15 protein-coding genes and 1 pseudogene are annotated in these 18,073 nt (G+C 65.0%); 5 read left to right on the plus strand and 11 right to left on the minus strand.

Annotated elements, in window-relative coordinates; all coding sequences use genetic code 11:
• Positions 1–8: 8 nt before the first annotated feature.
• Complete coding sequence (locus NYE40_RS20745) at positions 9–821, minus strand: CbiX/SirB N-terminal domain-containing protein (RefSeq protein ID WP_339278887.1); 813 nt, start codon at positions 819–821, stop codon at positions 9–11.
• Positions 821–1,111: a YerC/YecD family TrpR-related protein gene (locus NYE40_RS20750; protein ID WP_028598701.1), complete on the minus strand. Its 291-nt coding sequence runs from the start codon at positions 1,109–1,111 to the stop codon at positions 821–823. The genes NYE40_RS20745 and NYE40_RS20750 overlap by 1 nt, the downstream gene beginning before the upstream one ends.
• A 575-nt stretch (positions 1,112–1,686) precedes the next feature.
• Here NYE40_RS20750 and NYE40_RS20755 point away from each other — a divergent pair.
• A complete protein-coding gene (locus NYE40_RS20755; RefSeq protein ID WP_339278888.1) occupies positions 1,687–2,301 on the plus strand; it encodes a hypothetical protein in 615 nt (204 codons plus the stop codon).
• A 67-nt stretch (positions 2,302–2,368) separates the two neighbouring features.
• Here NYE40_RS20755 and NYE40_RS20760 read toward each other — a convergent pair whose 3' ends face one another.
• From NYE40_RS20760 to NYE40_RS20770, 3 genes are all read right to left on the minus strand, one after another.
• Complete coding sequence (locus tag NYE40_RS20760; protein ID WP_339278889.1) at positions 2,369–3,370, minus strand: inorganic phosphate transporter; 1,002 nt, start codon at positions 3,368–3,370, stop codon at positions 2,369–2,371.
• A gap of 21 nt (positions 3,371–3,391) precedes the next feature.
• Positions 3,392–4,000 carry a DUF47 family protein gene (locus tag NYE40_RS20765; RefSeq protein ID WP_043111216.1) on the minus strand — a complete coding sequence of 203 codons (609 nt, stop codon included), beginning with the start codon at positions 3,998–4,000 and terminating at the stop codon, positions 3,392–3,394.
• Between the two features lie 211 nt (positions 4,001–4,211).
• Positions 4,212–5,291 carry a DUF3048 domain-containing protein gene (locus tag NYE40_RS20770; RefSeq protein WP_028598698.1) on the minus strand — a complete coding sequence of 360 codons (1,080 nt, stop codon included), beginning with the start codon at positions 5,289–5,291 and terminating at the stop codon, positions 4,212–4,214.
• Between the two features lie 197 nt (positions 5,292–5,488).
• Between NYE40_RS20770 and NYE40_RS20775 the strand changes: the two genes are divergently transcribed.
• From NYE40_RS20775 to NYE40_RS20785, 3 genes and pseudogenes are all read left to right on the plus strand, one after another.
• A complete protein-coding gene (locus NYE40_RS20775; RefSeq protein WP_028598697.1) occupies positions 5,489–6,595 on the plus strand; it encodes a GerAB/ArcD/ProY family transporter in 1,107 nt (368 codons plus the stop codon).
• 338 nt (positions 6,596–6,933) lie between these two features.
• Positions 6,934–8,267 (plus strand): annotated as a pseudogene (locus NYE40_RS20780) (spore germination protein).
• A 12-nt stretch (positions 8,268–8,279) separates the two neighbouring features.
• On the plus strand, positions 8,280–9,422 hold the full coding sequence (locus NYE40_RS20785; RefSeq protein ID WP_028598696.1) for a Ger(x)C family spore germination C-terminal domain-containing protein: 1,143 nt from the start codon (positions 8,280–8,282) through the stop codon (positions 9,420–9,422).
• Positions 9,423–9,461: 39 nt separating this feature from the next.
• On the opposite strand, the gene NYE40_RS20790 is transcribed toward NYE40_RS20785, so the two are convergent.
• A complete protein-coding gene (locus tag NYE40_RS20790) occupies positions 9,462–10,283 on the minus strand; it encodes an alpha/beta fold hydrolase (RefSeq protein WP_028598695.1) in 822 nt (273 codons plus the stop codon).
• A gap of 182 nt (positions 10,284–10,465) precedes the next feature.
• Between NYE40_RS20790 and NYE40_RS20795 the strand changes: the two genes are divergently transcribed.
• Entirely contained in the window at positions 10,466–10,810 is a 345-nt protein-coding gene (locus NYE40_RS20795; protein WP_028598694.1) for a winged helix-turn-helix transcriptional regulator, read from the plus strand.
• A gap of 349 nt (positions 10,811–11,159) precedes the next feature.
• Here the strand turns inward: NYE40_RS20795 and NYE40_RS20800 are convergent, their stop codons facing one another.
• The 5 genes from NYE40_RS20800 to NYE40_RS20820 all read right to left on the minus strand — a co-directional run bounded on the left by NYE40_RS20800 (position 11,160) and on the right by NYE40_RS20820 (position 17,735).
• A complete protein-coding gene (locus tag NYE40_RS20800; RefSeq protein WP_028598693.1) occupies positions 11,160–12,569 on the minus strand; it encodes a HAMP domain-containing sensor histidine kinase in 1,410 nt (469 codons plus the stop codon).
• Positions 12,566–13,336: a response regulator transcription factor gene (locus tag NYE40_RS20805; protein ID WP_101808265.1), complete on the minus strand. Its 771-nt coding sequence runs from the start codon at positions 13,334–13,336 to the stop codon at positions 12,566–12,568. The genes NYE40_RS20800 and NYE40_RS20805 overlap by 4 nt, the downstream gene beginning before the upstream one ends.
• 31 nt (positions 13,337–13,367) lie before the next feature.
• Positions 13,368–14,870, minus strand: a complete 1,503-nt coding sequence (locus tag NYE40_RS20810) for a VCBS repeat-containing protein (protein ID WP_028598691.1) — start codon at positions 14,868–14,870, stop codon at positions 13,368–13,370.
• Positions 14,871–14,961: 91 nt separating this feature from the next.
• The gene (locus NYE40_RS20815) at positions 14,962–15,963 is read right to left on the minus strand and encodes a polysaccharide deacetylase family protein (RefSeq protein WP_052333168.1); all 1,002 of its coding nucleotides are present in this window, start codon (positions 15,961–15,963) and stop codon (positions 14,962–14,964) included.
• A 365-nt stretch (positions 15,964–16,328) separates the two neighbouring features.
• Positions 16,329–17,735 (minus strand): ABC transporter substrate-binding protein, encoded by a 1,407-nt coding sequence (locus NYE40_RS20820; RefSeq protein WP_028598690.1) that lies wholly within the window; start codon positions 17,733–17,735, stop codon positions 16,329–16,331.
• Positions 17,736–18,073: the final 338 nt, after the last annotated feature.

Genomic DNA, 18,073 nt, shown 5'->3' on the forward strand with positions numbered 1-18,073 from the left:
GCCTTCTCTCATCCTCCTGCTTGTCGCATCCGCTGCATCCACTGCAGCGCCTGGCGCGCCAGCCAGCGCGGCACCGCCGCGTCCGGCAGCATCGCCCGGCCGTCATATTCATATTCTAACTCGCCGAGCCTCGATGGAATCACGGTCGATGTGAAAAATCCTTGACTAAGAAACGCCGGCACGACGATCACGGTCTCCTCGGGCCGCCGGCTCCGCATCTCGCGCAGCCGGTCGGCCGCCTCGTCCGGCAGCAGCATCGCGGTCTCGGCGCGGGCGAAGCCTCCGCCCTCCCGCAGCCGCTCGCCGAGCCGCTGCAGGCTGCTGCGCCAGCGCTCGTGGAATACCGGCTCGATCGAGCCGTGTCCGACGACGAGCAGCGCCTCCCGGGCCGGATCGCGCGAGAGCTCCCGGGCCTGCCGCAGCAGCAGCTCGGCGATCTCCGGCTCGTCGTCGATCGGAACGCCGGGATGGATGCGAGCTTCGCCTGTGCGCAGCGGCTCGAGCTCGCCCTCGCGCAGGCCCGCCGGAGGCTGGCCGAACGCCTGCATGATGTCGTCGACATGCGTGCTGCCGGAAGAGACGAACAGCGGCAGGACGAACAGATCACTCACGCCGAGCGCGAGCAGCTCGTCGATGCCGTCCTGGATCAGCCGTCCCTCTACGATCTCCAGAAACGACGAAAGGACCGGCACAGGGCCGGTCGCTTGCGTAATCGTTTGCGCCGCGGCCGCTACGGCCTCGTCGACGAGCGCCACCCACCCGGGGTCGCGCGAGCCATGGCTGATGACGAGGATGCCGGGACGCAGCGGCTCTCTGTCCATCAGCGGTTCAGACGGTCCAGCGTCATCTTGTAGCCGTCGTTGCCGTAATTGAGGCAGCGCTTGACGCGGGAGATCGTCGCCGTGCTCGCTCCCGTCTCGGCCTCGATCTGGTTGTACGTGCTGCCCTTGCCGAGCATGCGCGCCACCTCGAGCCGCTGGGAGAGGGATTGAACCTCGTTCACCGTGCAAAGATCATCGAAGAAAATATAGCATTCCTCGACGCTCTTGAGCGTGAGGACCGCTTCGAATAATTGGTCGATCGCTTTATCGTTCAGCTTCTTGAGCTGCATCAACTTCACCCCTGTGAAATAATCCTACATTCCATTTTATATTGCTGCGCTAGAGAATACAACTATCACCGTGTTCACGCTTTAGAGGAGCGATGTTTTTTGCAAGCGCTCTCTTCGGATGGCGGGCAGAATGCCCGTCGGATCGGTTCAGCCTCCTTCAACGAGGCGCGGCTAGGACGATGTCCACTGGACGCGTACATGAGTTTGCGGCCGTCACGGATGGGACGCGCACCTATTTTACTACGGACCTACATTTTATGCTACCTCAAAATTCATGCTGCCCGTAACCGTCCTCTCCTCGCGCACATCACGATAGGTCGAACGAACTCTGCTCCGGTGCTTCCGTCTCAAGTGTGCCTATCGACGAGGCGAGGAAGGCCGACGCGCGCCGCAGCCGGCCGCGGCGTCCCGATCGTTCCTCCGCGGCGCCCTGTCCTCCCGCCGCCCGTGCCAGTCCCCGACTGGGTTTTTCGGCAAAAACCGGGCGAACGTCCAACCCAAACGCCGCTTTAGGCCATACACTGGAACAAACGCGGAGTTCGCCCTCCGCAATCCCACAAGGATGTGAAAGCCAAGTGAATCCGAACTATCCTTCCTATTACCCGCCTATGCCGCAGCGCAATACGCCTGCCGTCCCGGCGCAGGGAAGCATCTTTCCCGGTCTCGGCGAAGGGTTCCCTTATAATCAGCTTCCCGCTCAGTCGCTGTTCGCCCCGCCGCCCTCGCTGATGCCGCCCGGTCCGGCGCCGTCGATTGGCCCGCTGGCGACGCTGGAAGGCGCCGCTCTGCCTGCTGCGGCAGCGGCAGAGACGGAAAAGAAGGGCAGCCTGTTCTCTCTCGACAAGCTGACCGAGCTCAAGGGCTTCGTCGATCGGATCGGGGGCCTCGACGGCATCCTCGGCACGATGACCAAGGCGCAGAAAATCATCGGCAGCGTGCAGCAGATGGCTCCGCTCGTCAAGGTGATGATGGGCACCTTCGGCAGCAAGAAAGGCTCCGACAAGTCCAAGATGGTCGATCTGGAGGACGACGAATGGTCGCCGCCGAAGAAGAAGCGGACGAAAAGCAAGAAGCGCCGCACCGGCGGAGGCGGCTATGCCAAGGGCGGCCGCGGCCGCAGCCGCAAGCGCCGCACCGGCGCCAAGCGGCGTCCGGGGGCCAAGCGCCGCAGGCCGAAGCAAGAAGAATAGGACGAAAAAAGCCCGCTTTCCCTCGGTGAAGGGAGAAGCGGGCTTCGACTTGAAAAGGGGACGAACGCTACAGGAACAGCCACTCGATGATCTGGTAGATCAGCGCGGCCAAGCCCATGGAGATCGGAATCGTGATGACCCAGGAGACGACGATCCGTCCGGCCATGCCCCACTTCACGCCAGAGAAGCGCTTCGCGCTGCCGACGCCGAGCAGCGAGGACGTGATCGTATGGGTCGTGCTGACCGGGAAATACAGCATCGTCGCCGTCAGGATGACGGAGGCGGCGCCGAGATCGGCGGCGAAGCCGTTGATCGGCTCGATCTTGAAAATCTTCGTGCCCATCGTCTTGATGATCTTCCAGCCGCCGACCGAGGTGCCGAGCGCCATCGCCGTCGCCGCGGACAGCTTGACCCAGAGCGGCACGTCCATGTTGTCTTGTAGTCCGGCCGACACGAGCGCGAAGGTGATGATGCCCATCGCCTTTTGCGCGTCGTTGGTGCCGTGCGTGAACGACTGGAACGCCGCGGTCATGATCTGTCCGGTGCGGAAGCCCTTGTTGATCTGATGCGGGCTCGACCTGGCGAACACCAGCTTGAGCAGCGTCATCAGCAGATAGCCGACGACAAACGCGATGATCGGCGAGAAGATGAGCGCCTTGATGATGTCCGAGAAGCCGCTGCCGTTAATCGCGCCGAATCCGGCCGAAGCGATGACCGCTCCGGACAGGCCGCCGATGAGCGCATGCGACGAGGAGGACGGGATGCCGAACCACCAGGTGATCAGGTTCCAGATGATCGCTCCGAGCAGCGCCGCGATGACGATCTCCTCGCCGTGCTGCAGCGTGGTCGGATCGGCGATGCCGCCGCCGATCATCTTGGCGACGCCGGTGAAGCTGAGCGCTCCGACGAAGTTCATCGTCGCCGCCAGCAGGATGGCGACGCGCGGCTTGAGCGCCCGCGTCGACACCGAGGTCGCGATGGCGTTGGCCGTGTCATGGAAGCCGTTGATGAAGTCGAACGCCAGCGCCAGGAACACGACGACCGCCATAATTATCAATACTGTATCCATCGTTCAGGTCGTCTCCTGTCCTTAGCTGTTGCGCATGATGATCGTTTCAAGCGTGTTGGCGACGTCCTCGAAGTAATCCGTCGTCTTTTCGAGCATTTCGTACAGCTCTTTGCGCTTGATCAGCTCGATCGGATCCTTCTGGTTCGCGAACAGCGCCTTGATGCTCACGCGCAGCAGGTCGTCGGCCTGGTTCTCCAGCTCGTTGATCGCGATGTTCGGCTCGCGGATCGCCAGCAGCTTCTTCTGCGTGAGCAGATAGATCGCGTTTTTGACCTGGTGGGCGCAGCGCACGAGGTTGTCGGCGAACAGGCGGATGTACTCGTCCTTGTCCGTCACCTGGTACATCTCGAAGCGCGACGCGCAAGCCTCGATCTCGTCGACGACGTCGTCAAGCGCGGTCGTCAGCGCCATGATGTCCTCGCGCTCGATCGGCGTGATGAACGTCTTGTTGAGCTCGATGATGATCGTATGGGTATAGCGGTCGCATTGGCTCTCGTATTCTTTCATCGCCTTGGCGAACTCGCCGACATTCGACAGGTCGTCCACCCCGCGCGCGAAATACTCCACGCTTTCGACAATCGAATCCGCCATTTCCTCCAGCGTTTTGAAGAAGATATTCTTCTTAGCCATGTTCGTCCCCTTTGCTTTCAAAAAAATGGTTAGACAGCCCTTTTCAGGCCCCACTTATCTTATCACAGTTCATCCGGGTGGTGTAAAGGATTTGTAAACGCCAGCGCCTCGAAAAATCGAATTTTGTCGAATTTTCGCCCTGGTTCATTTTGCCCAAAACGCGCGAAAAGACCCTGCCGTCAAGGCAGGGCCGAAGGTTCGTTGCTGGAGCCTAAGGCAGCACCGCGAGCCGCTGCTCGAGACCCGGCTTGTCGGGCACGATCAGCACATGGGTCTGGCCCGGGTACAGCGGAGCCTCCGTCTCCGAGTCGTAGAACCGGATCGGATCGTCCGTGCCGCTCCTCTTCCACTGAATGTCTCTCGCCTGGCCGCGCTGGAACAGCTTCGCCCGGCCTCCGCGATCCAGATCGACCTCCCGCCGGCCGACATCGTCCAGCACGCGGTGGGGCGCCTCGAGCACGACGACGTTGGCCGCCTCCAGCTGCTTGCCGTCGTTCAGGTCGACATGCGGCTCGCCGTTGATCGAGCGCTTGTACGTCAGCGACTCCGCATCGTAGCGGTACGACACCTTGTACGACTGGAGCAGGAACGTGACCTCAAGTCCCGACGACGGACTGCCGGGCGGCGCCTGCTGCAGATCGGAGACGAACGGCAGCGTGCGCACCGCGCCCGTCTGGGCGGTCTCGAATTTCTTCTTGGCGGCGCCGGCCGCCAGCTTCTCGAGGCTCGTGTACAGATTATGCGGAGCCTTCCTGGACTTGTCCCTCCAGAAGTAAGCCCCTGCATTCGTAATCTCGTCCATATGGTCGAGCTTCTCCCGCGACAGCATCGCATAGCCGTCCGGACTGCCGCCGGAATGGATCAGGATCGCGTCCTGGCTTTTGCCGACGTCGATGAAGTACGGCCGGATGCTGCGCACCGGGCCGATCGCCCCGTCGAAGGCGCGGCTCTGGAAGACGGCCAGGAAACGCGTGATCTCGCCTTCCGCGAGCACCTCGTACAGCAGGTCCGCCGAGCCCAGCCCCGACTGCGGCCTCGCCTTGGCGTGATTGTTGATCATCACCAGATACGGCCGGCTGTCGATCGGCCCCTGCAGCGCTTCTCCCGTGAGCGGCGCCGTGAAGGCGGGAGCTGCGGACGGCGCCGGACTCGGCGAAGCGGTCGGCAAGGCGGTCACGCTCGGCGGGCCGGCCGTCTCGACGGGAGCGTCGGCCTTTTGCGAGCAGGCGGAGAGCAGCATCGACGCCGCGGCCGCCATCAGAAGCCATTTACCGGTCATGGTTCCAGACATGCATTCATCCCCTCCGTTTCCATCATAGACCAGCCGGATGCGCTTGGGAACCTTTTTCGCCCCCGCCCGGGAGGCGCTTCCATCCTGCAAGAACCTTCCTCCAGCGGATAGCAATGCCTGCGCCGATCCATACTAGCCGCATGGGCCGGCGTCGCCCGAGCGACCCCAGGCATGCGCGAAAGGAGGCACGGAATCCCATGCCGATCTCAAACCGGATCAGCGTCTGGACATGCATCATCATGCTGCTGCTGAGCAGCGGAGGCGTAGCGAACATCCTCGTTCCGCCGTTCATCTTTTCCCGATCGGGAAGCGACTCCTGGGTCGCGATCCTGCTCGCCCTGCCGCCCATGCTGCTCTGGTGCGGCCTCCTTTGCTACGTCATCCGCAAGCTGAACGGCGTGCCGATCGAGCAATGGCTGTCGGACCGGTTCGGCCGGGCCGCCTCCTGGACGATGCGCGCGCTCGTCGTCGTCCTGCTGCTCCTCCAGGCCTCCACCCTTTCCTGGGAAACGGCGCATATCGCCATCCACAGCTACATGAGCCATACGCCGGTCTGGATCATCGCGGGAGCGACAGCGGCGCTCTGCGCCTGGACCGCATCCGGCGGGCTCCGCTCGATCGCCTATGCCTGCGTCATCCTCGTCCCGATCGCGGTCATCCTCGACTCGCTGCTGCTGATGCTGAACTGGCCGAACATGGACAGCCGGATGCTGCTGCCGATCTTGGAGAACGGCATCAGCCCGGCGCTGAAGGGCATGCCGCTCGCGGCGGCGGCGATGCTGGAGATCTGGCTCGTCCTGTTCGTGCAGCAGCATGTCAAAGGCCGGTTCCGCTGGTACCAGTTCGCCCTTCTGGTCCTGTTCCTGTGCTGGCTGCAGCTCATTCCCGTCGTCGTCTCGATCTGCGTCTTCGGCTCCGACCAGGCGTTCAAGCTGCGCAGCCCGGTGCTCGAGATCTGGAAGGTGATCTCGCTCGGCCCCACGATCGAGCATATCGATCTGTTCGCGATCGTGCAGCGCGTCTCCAGCACGTTCGCCCGCATCTCGCTGCTCTTCTACTTGTCCGCGCGGCTCGGCCCGGTGCGGGGCCGACGCGGGCTGACGATCTTCTTCGTCGGCATGGCGGCGGTCGTCACCGCGTTCTCCAGCTCGAAGGTCACCGATTCGGAGCTCTTTTTCTTCCTGATCGAGTACCAGTACCCCGTCTTCATCGCCTTCGTCCCGGCGCTCACCGCGCTGCTCGCCATCCTCCTGCGCTGGCGCTCTCCGCTGCCGACGGCCGGAAAGGAGGCGGAGCCGGGATGAAGAAGCCGAACGCCAACCGGGCGGCGGGAACGGCGACGGCTTGCGGCAACGGCGGCAGCGCCGGCAACAGCGCCGGCAACGGCGGCAGCGAAGGCGAGCGCCTGCCCGGCCGGGAGCAGCTGCGCCAGTGGCTCCAAGGCAGCGACGACGTCTCCCTCCTGGACATCGAAGTAGAGGCAGAGCGCGCTAGACCGGGAGCAGAGGCGCAAGCCAGCGAGGCGCCGGACGAAGTCGACGAGGCGGAGAAGCCGCCGCGCGGGCTGCCGGAGCCGGGACCTCCCTCCGGAGCTCGTCCGCTGAAGCTGACGCTCGTCTACTGCAGCGCGATGGCCGATCCGATGCTGCTGCAAAAGGTCGTCCTGCCTCAGGCGCGCGCCGGCGTGCCCGCGCTGGCGCCGGAGGAAGCGGCGAGCGCGCGGCCGGGCAACATGGGCGCGTGGCAGGAGCTGAAGCTGCCCCGGATCTCGAAGGAGGCGCCCCATACGATCACCTGGCGCGATTACATCTGCCGGATGATCTTCGAGGCCAATGCGATCCTGTTCTGCGACGAGCAGCAGCGTGCCTGGTCGATGTCGGCCGGAACGGTGCCGGGCCACTCTCCGTCCGAGGCCGCGACGGAGGTGTCGGTGCGCGGCCCGAAGGACGGCTTCGTCGAGCAGCTGCATACGAATACGGCGCTCATCCGCTACCGGCTCCGCACGCCGGGCCTGCGCTGCGAGCAGCTCTGCGTCGGCACGCGCTCCGGCACGAAGGCCGCGCTCCTGTATGAGGCGGACATCGCCAATCCGCAGCTCGTCGATGCGATCCGCGACAAGCTGTCCGGCATCGACGCCGACGACATCGTTTCGACGCGCCATCTGCAGGATCTGCTCGTCGACCGCTCCTGGTCGCTCCTGCCCCGGACGTCCTATACGGGCCGGCCGGACTTCGCCGTGCAATGCCTGGCGGCCGGACGAGCCGTCATCCTGCTCGACGGCAATCCGACGGCGATCATCGCGCCGGCGAACCTGTTCCTGCTGATGAAGTCCGCCGAGGATGCGCAGCAGAACTATTTCTTCGTGAACTTCACCCGGCTGCTGCGCTACGTCTGCCTGCTCGTCACCTGCTTCCTGCCGGGCCTCTACATCGCCCTGGCGGTCTACCACGTCGACCAGATTCCGTTCAACCTGCTGGCGACGATCATGAACTCGCGCCTCGGCTTGCCGCTGTCGTCAATCGAGGAGATGTTCCTCGCGCTGCTGCTGATCGAGATCTTCCGAGAGGCCGGCGCGCGGCTGCCGGGGCGATCGGGCAGACGCTGACGGTCGTCGGCGGCCTCATCATCGGGGATGCGGCCGTCCGGGCCGGACTGATCTCCCCGGTCATGATCGTCATGGCGGCCATGACGTTCGTCGCCGGCTCCACGCTGGTCAACCAGTCGCTGACCGGCGCCGTGACGCTCATTCGGTTCTATGTGTATGCGTCCAGCTCGGCGCTCGGCTTCTTCGGCTTCATGATCTCGACGATCAGCGTGCTCGTCTATCTGACGCGGATCCAATCGTTCGGCGTGCCGTACCTGACCCCGATCTCGCCGATCCAGCTCCGCGACCTGCTGCCGGGACTGTTCATCCTGCCGTTCCGCAAGCGCCCTCGCCGGGCGGAAGCGCTCCGCGTGCAGAAACCGTTGAAATGAGGTGATTGCTCCATGCGCCGCCTGCGCCTGATCGCAGCCGCCGCGCTGCTCTTGCTGCTGGCGGGCTGCAAAGGATCGAAGACGAACAACGAGCTGTATCTGAAAGCGATCGGCATCGACTATAAAGACGGCATCTACACGATGTACGTGCAGATGCTCGATTTCGCCGGCGAATCGAAGTCGGAAACCGGCACTGTGAGCGGAAAGCAGATTCCGATCTGGACCGGACACGGATCGGGGAAAAGCATCGGCGACGCCAATGCCAAGCTGATGAACAGCTCGCAGCAGCCTATGGACTTCTCGCATGTGTCGGCGCTGCTGCTGACCGAAGGCGCGCTTAAAGCGATGTCGAGCCGGGATATTTCCGAGCTGATCGCCGGGTATCCGGAGAGCCGCATGAACGTCTGGATGTTCGGCACGCGCCATAAGCTCGACGACATCTTCATCACCAAGTCCTTCTTCAACCTGTCCAACACGACGACGCTGCTGCATTCGCCCGAAGCGAGCTACAGCCAGAAGTCCGACATCGAGCCGGTGTTCCTGTTCAAGCTGCTGCGCGAGCTCCAGCATCCCGCCATAAACGGCTACGTGCCAGAGCTCATGCTCGAGGAGCGCGCCTGGGAAAAGGACGAGAAGCCGCATCCGGAGCTGAAGGTTGCCGGCGCGTTCTTCTTCCGCCAGGCGGCCTACGAGACGCGGCTGCCGATCGGCCAGCTGGAGGGCTGGCACTGGATGAATCCGCACATGGAGCAGTACTTGATCGAGATCGTGCATGACGGAGTCGACTACGGCTACGGCAGCTTCACCCGCACGAAGATCAAGCTGCGCCTGAAAGAGGACGAGCAAGGCGAGCCGGCGTTCGAGGCCCGCGTGCATGTCAAGGGCGTGCTCATGACGCGCAATACGCAGTCGCCGATGGCGGAGGTGGAGGAAGCGGCGGCAAAAATGATCGAGGCCCAGATCGTCTCCACGTACCGGAGCGCTCTGAGCCGAAAGATCGATATATTCGAACTGGAGGAGCTTTATTATCGGAAGCATCCGCGCGAATGGCAGGAGCGGACTGACGGCGGCGCAAAAACGCTGCTCAAGCCCGATTCGCTGCGGCTGGCCGAGGTGCGCGTCGATCTCGAGAGCCCCGGCAAATACAAGCCTTAGGGCGTGCTTAGGGCGTCGTCGCAGCTCCGCCCTAGCCGCTCAGATGCTCCAGTCGAGCCACTGCTCATGCCGCTTCTCCAGCTTGGCGAGCCAGTCGACGGTGACGCGGATCGCCTCTTCCTGATGCGCGCGGGTCGAGTAGGTGTGGTCCGCCTGGAACAGGATCTCCTTGTCGCACAGGCCGTCGCCGCGCGTCCAGAACACCTTTTGGTACAGGAAGCTGTAATCGGCCGGGATGACGTCGTCGCTCGTGCCGTGCACGAGCAGCACGTCGCCGCCGAAGCGCACCGCCGCCTGGAACGGCTGATGCTGCTGCAGCGAGTCGAAGAACTTCGGCTCCAGCGTGTAGCCTGCGTGGTCGGTCGAGCCCTTGAGCACGGCCTCGTCGTACCCGCTGCGGCCGACCAGCCGGACGATGTCGTTGAATGGATAGCCGACGGCCGACCAGAGGATGAGCCGGTTGACGCGCTTGTCCTTGACCGCGGCATGGAGGGCGACCGCTCCGCCCAGGCTGTGGCCGAGCAGCGTCACCCGCTGCGGATCGACGCAGTCCATCGCCAGCACGTAGTCGAGCGCGGCCCTCGTCTGGCCGATCATCGAGTCGAAGCCGAGCGCCCCGTAGCTGCCGCTGCTCTCGCCGCAGCCGCCGTAGTCGAAGCGCAGGACGAACGATCCCTGGGCGGCCAGCGCCCGGGCGGTCTTGACGAACAGACGGTCGACGCCGATCCGGCTGCCGATGAAGCCGTGGCAGATGACGACGATGGGCTGCCGCTCGCGCTCGTCGGCCGCGGACGCGGCAGGATAATGCAGCGTGGCGGTGAGCTCCAGCCCTTCATGGCGCAGAATCAGTTGTTTTTCCATCGATCGATCCATCCTTTGCGGGTTCGTTTATTAATCATATATTATTCCAACCTGTTTAATCGGGTTTAGATGTCTTCAGCTTACCATCGTTCTCGTTCGATTGTCAATCGCTCTTCTTGTTTGCCGTTTGTGACGGAGGTGTAACAGCAGTATAATGAGAAGAATTCGAATGAGGTGATGGAATGTCCCGACTGGACATGGAGCTCTGCCCGCGCTTCGAAAAAGCCGTCGACCTGCTCAGCAAGCGGTGGACGACGCTGATCGTCTACAAGCTGCTCGCGGGACCGCAGCGGTTCGCCCGCATCGAGGACTCGCTGCCGGGGCTGAGCGGCAAGATGCTTGCCGAACGGCTCAAGGAGCTCGAGGCCGAGGGCGTCGTGCTGCGGACCGTCTATCCCGAGATGCCCGTGCGCATCGAATATTCGCTGACGGACAAAGGACGCGCGCTGGAGCCGATCGTCAGCGAGATCGCCCGCTGGTCGCAGGACTGGCTGCCCGCCTCATCTCCCGACCCGGCCGAGTCCTGATCCGGCTGCCTCCGGCCGCCAACCCGTACCCGCCAGCCCGTGCCCGCACCGCGGGCACGGCTCGCCCAGGCGATCGCACTGTCCGAAAAGGGCCATCCTCCGCGTCGACAACGACGTGGAGGACGGCCCTTTTCGCGCGTCTCTCGCATGGAACGGCGGCGCCGGTCCATACTAGCGGTAGAGAGAACAAACGAACGTTGAAGGAGGAATCCCGATGGACGCTTTGCTCGGCTGGCTCGTCCGCCACTGGGTATCCGCGATGATCGCGGCCGCTCTCATCGTCGCTTGCGTGTTCGTGCTCGTCAATCGAAAGGCGCTGTTCTACAAGGAATAGCCGAGCCGGCCGGGATCAGCCCGGCAGGAGCGGGCCGGAGCCGTCGATCAAAGGCAGGCGCAGCTCGGCCGTCGTGCCGGCTCCAGGCTCGCTGCCGATATGCAGAGAGCCTCCGTGCTGCTCCGCGATCTCCTTGCAGATGGCGAGTCCGAGGCCGCTGCCGGGACGGGCGGACAGCCCTTTGTAGAACTTGTCCGTCACATGGGGCAGATCCTCGGGCGCGATGCCGACGCCGCTGTCGGCGACGAGCAGCACCGCCTCCGCTCCCTCGCGATGCGCGCTGACGCGGATCGAGCCGCCCTCCGGCGTGAACTTGAAGGCGTTGTCGATCAGATTGATCAGCACCTGGCGCAGCCGGTTCGGGTCGCCCCGCACGAGCAGCGGCGCCGGCTCGAGCAGGCTCAGCAGCCGCACGCCGGTCTCTTCCTGCCGAACGGCCTGCTGCGTGACGCATTCCCGGACGGGCAGGTTCAGATCCAGCTCCTCCAGATGGAGGTCCATGCTGCCGGAGCTGAGGTTGGAGAAATCCAGCAGATCCTCCACGAGCCCGGTCAGCCGCTCCGTCTCGCGGGCGATGATGCCGAGCCCTTCCTGCACCTCCTCGCGGCGGGAGCCGGGATCGGCGAGCGTCTCGCTCCAGCCTTTGATGGAGGTGAGCGGCGTGCGCAGCTCATGCGAGACGGACGAGATGAAGTCGTTCTTGAGCTTCTCCCGCTTGTTGAGCTCCACCGCCAGCGTATGCAGCGTATCGGACAGCTGGCCGATCTCGTCGCGCCCGCGCTGGCCGCTCATGCCGAGCTGCCAGTCGCCGGCCGCCATATGGCGCGCCCGGCGCGTCAGCTCGCGCAGCGGCCGGACGATGCGGCCCGCCATCCACATGCTGAGCGCAAGGAACAGCAGGATGACGGCCGCGCCGGTCAGCAGCGTCATGCGGATCAGCAGCGTCACCATGCGGTCGACCTCGCCGAGCGCGGCCGAATAGCGGACGACCGAGATGATCCTGCCCTCGCGGAGCAGCGGCGCGGAGGCGGCGACGATGCGCTCGCCGCTCGTCTCGTCCTTGCCGATCCAGGCGCTCGTGTCGCCTTCGGCGGCCCGCACGACATCGGGCGTGCGGATCGTGCGGTTGTCGCTGAAGCCGTTGGAGTCGAGGAACATCATGCCGTCGGGCTGCAGCAGCTGGATGCGGGTGTCCGCCTCGCTCATGCTCTGCAGCATGTAGCTCGCCCGCTCGTTGGCCGACATCCACTGCATCGCGCGCGCATGCAGCGACATCGAGGTGGCCACGCGCTGCTTCATCGCGCTCGAGGCGCTGCCGTAGTAGTAGTTCCAGATGAGCGTCAGGAACATGCCGCCGAGCACGACGACCGTCAGAAAGACGAGCAGCAAATAGCTGAACACCATCTTGGTCCGCAGGCTCCTCATCCCGGATCGCTCCTGTTCCACCGGTAGCCGAACCCCCATACCGTCTCGATGATCGCCGGCTCGGACGGATCGTCCTCGACCTTTTGGCGGATGCGCCGGATGTTGACGTCGACGACCTTGAGGTCGCCGACGTAGTACCTCCCCCACACCTCGCTTAAAATTTCATCGCGGCTGACGCTCTGCCCGCGCCGATCCAGCAGCAGCTTGACGAGCGACCATTCGGTCGGCGTCAGCACGATCTCGCGATCATGCTTCCAGAGGCGGCGGTCGCCGGGCGCCAGCCGGAACGGCTCGCCGCTGCGGACAGCCGCCGAGGCGGGGGCGGAAGCCGGGGCAGGCGCAGCCGCGGATGGAGCGGTCGCGGCCGCGACAGCCGCAGGAGCCGGGCCGCGCCAAGCGCCGATGTTCATGCGCCGCTGCAGCGAGCGGATCCGCGCCATCAGCTCGCCGGGGCTGAACGGCTTTTGGATGTAGTCGTCCGCGCCGAGCTCCAGCGCCTCGATCTTGTCCTGCTCCTGCGACTTGGCCGTGAGCATGATGATGCCCATCTCCGGATAGGCCTCGCGCAGCGCCGAGCAGAGCTCGAGCCCGGAGAGCCCTGGCAGCATGATGTCCAGCAGGGCGATGTCCGGCGGGCCCTGCTCCGCGACGAGCCGCAGCGCCTGCTCGGCGCTGCCGGCCTCGATCGGCTCCATGTCCGCGCGCTTCAGATTGATCCTCACGAAGCCGCGGATCGCCTCTTCGTCCTCTACCAGCAGGATCTTCACCGCCTTCATCCCCCTTTCCGTTCCGTCGTCTTCAATCGGCCGGCTGCAGCCGCACCGACGAGGCGAGCTGCTCGCCCGTCAGCCTCATCGCGTCGTAGCGGTTGAGGTCGGTGTCCGACCATCCGTCCTCCGCCTTCGGCTTGGGCTCCTCGATCGCCGCATAGACATAGCCGCCCGCCGTGCGCAGATTCGCCGGCTTGCGTCCCTTCCCTTCCATGGCGGCGGACCAGCTCCCCCACTCCTTGATCGGGATGCCGTACAGCGTCCAGAGCGGCGCGATCGCCCCGCTCTTGGCGTTGTAGTAGTCGAGCTGAATGATCGCTTCCGGCTCCTCGACGGGTCGCGAAAGCGTGAACTGTCCTCTCCAGCGGGACGGGATCTGCACGGAGACGCCAGAGCTGAAGTCGTTGTATTCCAGCGTGACCGGCAGGAACATGTCCTTGCGGACGAAGCCCGGATCCTGGGGCCGCAGCCCGCTCCACTGGGTCCATTCGGTGTACGTGATCAGATCCGAATAAGGCGTGCCCTCGGGCTGGCCCGGCGCCTCCACCTGGCGGCTCCACTCGAGGATGCCGTCGCCGTTGATGTCGGTGTTGAGCACCGGGCTCATGTTGAAGCCGAGATTCGGCTCCTCGACCGGCGGATAAACCTGCTCCAGGCCGTCGTCGTACCATCCGGCCATGAGCGTCAGCGACGAATGCGCGCCCGCGCCCGCCTCGGCGATGACGCCGAACCGGTCCTTGGCGATGCGGCCGATCGCCAGCCGCTCGTACAGCGTCGCATCCGCCTCGAGCGGCAGCGTCGCGGCGCGGTCCAGTCTCCCGTTCGCGAACCGGTATACCTCCAGCATCGGCTCGTTCGGGCTGCCCGGCCGGCGCACGAGCACGAGCTCCTGGCGCCCGTCTCCGTCGACATCGCCCGTATCTCCGGCCTCATAGCCGAGCTCTGCGACCGGCTTCAGCAGCCTTCCTTCCTCCGATTCCTCGAAGAGAGGGTCCGAAGCCGAGTAGACCTGCACCTCGTACTGCTGCCAGGTCAGGCTGTTGCCGGGCTGCCTGACGAGCCAGCCCGCGATGATCTCCGGCCGCTTGTCCCCGTTCATGTCCACGAAGCTCAGCCACTCGAGGCTTGTCCCCATCGCGGAGCGGAGCACCGCCCATGTCTTCCATTCGCCGGCCTCCTGCCGGGCGATCAGGATGCGCGAGCTGCCGTATGCGTCGCTGTACGTCAGGACGGCCTCGGGCGAGCCGTCGCCGTCGAGGTCGATGGAGCGGATCGCCTCCGGCTGCCGCTCGCGCGTCGGCAGCGACAGCGAGCCGCCTGCAGGCAGCAGCTGCTTGAGGCTGGAGCTGGCGCCTCCGGCCTGGGGCGCCTCCATCGGCGGTCCCAGCAGATCGGCAGGCGCGGCCGTATAGCGGCAGCCGGAGAGCGCGAGCGCGCAGGCTCCGAGCAGCGCGAGCAGCCGCAGCGGCTTGCGGGCGCCGCTGCGGGGCGGACGGCTCGTTCGATTGATGCGATTGCAGCTGTTGCTCACGTTCGTTTCCGCCCCTCCTTTGCCTCCGTCGTCTGGATGATGCCGCCGTCCGGGCCGGCGCCGCTTCGAGGACCGCCTGCGGCGGCGCCGCTCAGCCGAGCTGGTCCGGCGTCACGAAGCGGTAGCCCGCGGTCTTGAGATCATGGATGATGAGCGGCAGCAGCTCCGCCGTATGCAGCTTGCTGCCGAAGGAATGCATGAGGATGATGCTGCCGGGCTTCGCGTGCTTGGCGACGTTCGCCCTCATCGTCTTGACCGACGTGCCCGCCCAGTCTCTCGTGTCCACGTTCCAGAGCACCTCCGTGCGGCCGCCCTCGCTCAGGATCGCTTTCAGCTCCGCGGACGTCGCGCCGTACGGCGGACGGAACATCGTCGGCGTGATGCCGACGGCTTTTTGAATAAGTGTATCATTATCCTTGATTTCTTGCAGGATCTTTGTCTTTCCTGTTTTTGAGAGGTCGGGATGATGCGTCGTATGGTTGCCGAGCGCGTGGCCTTCGTCCACGATGCGCTGCATGACCTCGGGGTATTTCTTCACTTGCGTGCCGACGACGAAAAAGGTCGCCTTGACCTTCTCTTTCCGGAGAATGTCGAGAATCTTGACCGTCGTGGCCGCATCCGGCCCGTCGTCGAACGTCAGGGCGACCGCCTTGGCCCCTTTCTCCAGCTTGGCCGTATGCGCGCGGCCGTCGTTCGGCTCGGCCAGCGGGCCGGCCTGCGCCTGGAGCGGCGGCTTCTCGTACGTGTCGCCGGTCACGGTGTGCGGCCGCTCGGACGGAGACGGATGCGGCGAAGCCGTCGGCGACGGATGCGGCGATTTGGGGCCGGACGAGGCCGACGGATGCGGCGAAGGCGAGGCTGTGGCCGGGATCGCCGTCGGCGCGCCGGCGCCGGGCTGCGTCGCGCCGGCGTCAGGTGAAGCCGATGGCGAGCTAGCGCCGGGCGAGGCCGAGGCGGACGGCTGGAAGCCGCCGGCTTCGACATGGTCGGCGCTGCCGCAGCCGCCGGCCGCCAGCGCGAGCGCGGTCAGCGCCGCGAGCGCAGCCGCCTGCGGCGCGCGTCGGCGGACAGCGGCGCCCGCCGGTTTTCGCAAATGCTTTCTACTTCTATCATTCGCAGCCTGGCTGCGTTTTGAGACGTTTTTCGACAAGAAAAGACAAATCGGGTTCATCTGAGGTGCTCCTAACTCTAGTAAGATAGCTTTATCGTACCGGACAAAAATCGTCAAGGAGTTACAATCCGGTAACACCTCAGACGGAGCGGGCGCCTGGTTAAGTTGCAGCGGAGCGAGCCCGTTTTTTGCCGATCCGCCAATCGAGGGGCGAAAACGGACTTGGAGCGGCTCGGCCGCAGCGCCTCCCCTGTTCGTTTCCGGCCAGGATGAAAAAAGCCCTGACGCGCCGGAATCATCCCGGCGGTCAGAGCCTTGTATCGAGCTGGCTGGTTCAAAAGCGTCCCTTACTTCGAGACGGTCTTGTTATAGACGGCGATCTTGTCCGTGATCTGCTTGGCGGCGTCGTCCAGCGCGGCCTTGACGTCCTTCTTGCCGGTGAACGCTTCCTCGATCGCGGCCTCGACGAGCTGGCGCGCCTCCGGGAACACGCCCATGACCGCGCCTTGGCTCGCCGTGCTCGGCTTGGAGGCGTGCAGCTGGTCGACGGCGGTCTGGAACTGCGGGTACTTGACGAGGTTGTCTTTGACGACCTGCTCGTCGTACGCCTTGGTCGTGATCGGGAAGTAGCCGGTGTTGATGTGCCACTGGGCCTGCGTCGCCGGCTCAGCCAGGTACTTGATGAATTCCCATGCGGCCTGCTGCTCCTCGGCCGGCTTGTTGTTCAGCACCCACAGGCTCGCGCCGCCGACGACGACTCCGCCCTCGGCATCGGCGGATGGCCGCGGCAGGAACGCCGTGCCGACCTCGAACTTGCCTGCCGCGCCGTCGACGATGCCGCGCAGGCCCGCCGTGGAATCCAGCGTCATCGCCACTTGGCCGGCGAGGAACGCCTTTTTCGTGTCGTCGGTCTTGCGGCCGAGGTTGAGCGCGGTCTTGGCGTCGACGAGCCCTTTCCACCACTCCAGCGTCTGCACCGCCGCCTCCTGGTTCACGAGCGACTCGGTGGCGGCGCTGTCGCGGCCGTTGCCGTTGTTGACGAGCTCCTTGCCTTGGGCGGCGAGCAGCTGCTCCATGAACCAGCCGTAGATCGCGAACGAGGCGCCGGTCACGCCGTCCTTGGTGAGCGCCTTTGCGGCGTCGGCGACTTCCTGGTACGTGGCCGGCGGCTTTTCCGGATCGAGCCCGGCGGCCTTGAACAGATCCTTGTTGTAGTACAGGATCGGGTTGGACGTGTTGAAAGGCATCGAATACTGCTTGCCGCCGAACGTGTAGTACCCGCGGATGTTCGGCTCGAGCGAGCCGACGTCGTAGCCCTCGGCGTCGATGAACTGCTGCACCGGCGTCACCGCGCCGGAGTCGATCATGAAGCGGGAGCCGATCTCGTACACCTGGATGAGCGACGGGCCGGACTTGGAGTCCATCGACGCCTTCATCTTGTTGAGGCTCTCGTCGTACGTCCCCTGGAATACCGCCTCGACCTGCACGTCCGGATGGGTGGAGTTGAAGCCGCTGACGAGCGCGTCCGCGGCCTTGCCGAGCTCGCCGCTCATCGAGTGCCACCAGACGACCTTCACCGGCGCCTTCGACGCTTCTCCTCCGGCCGGAGACGAGGACGGCGAGGCCGTCGTGCTCGGTTCGGACGAAGCCGCGCCGCTGTTGTTCGTGTCCGGATTGCCCGCGCAGGCGGACAGTGGCAGGATCAGCATCGCCGCCGCGGCCGGCAGCGCCCATTTCCAATTGCGGATGACCATGTGTGCAATCTCTCCCTTTTTCGTTGAAATGATCGGATGGCAGATGACGCTATGGCAAGCCCCGAGGGGCGGACGCCTGCAAAAGGTTCCACGCTCGCACAGCGCGGTTCGCGGGGCTGCGCAAGGCAGGCCCCGGCATCGACGACGGCCTTCAGCCATGTCGGAGACGGCCGCAGGTCAGGGCAGACGGCCCGCAGGTCAGGGCAGACGGCCGCAGGACAGGGCAGACGGCCCGCAGGACAGGGCAGACGGCCGCAGGACAGGGCAGACGGCCCGCAGGACAGGGCAGACGGCCGCAGGACAGGGCAGACGGCCCGCAGGACAGGGCAGACGGCCGC

Source organism: Paenibacillus sp. FSL W8-1187 (assembly GCF_037965485.1).
GTDB lineage: Bacteria > Bacillota > Bacilli > Paenibacillales > Paenibacillaceae > Paenibacillus_O > Paenibacillus_O pasadenensis.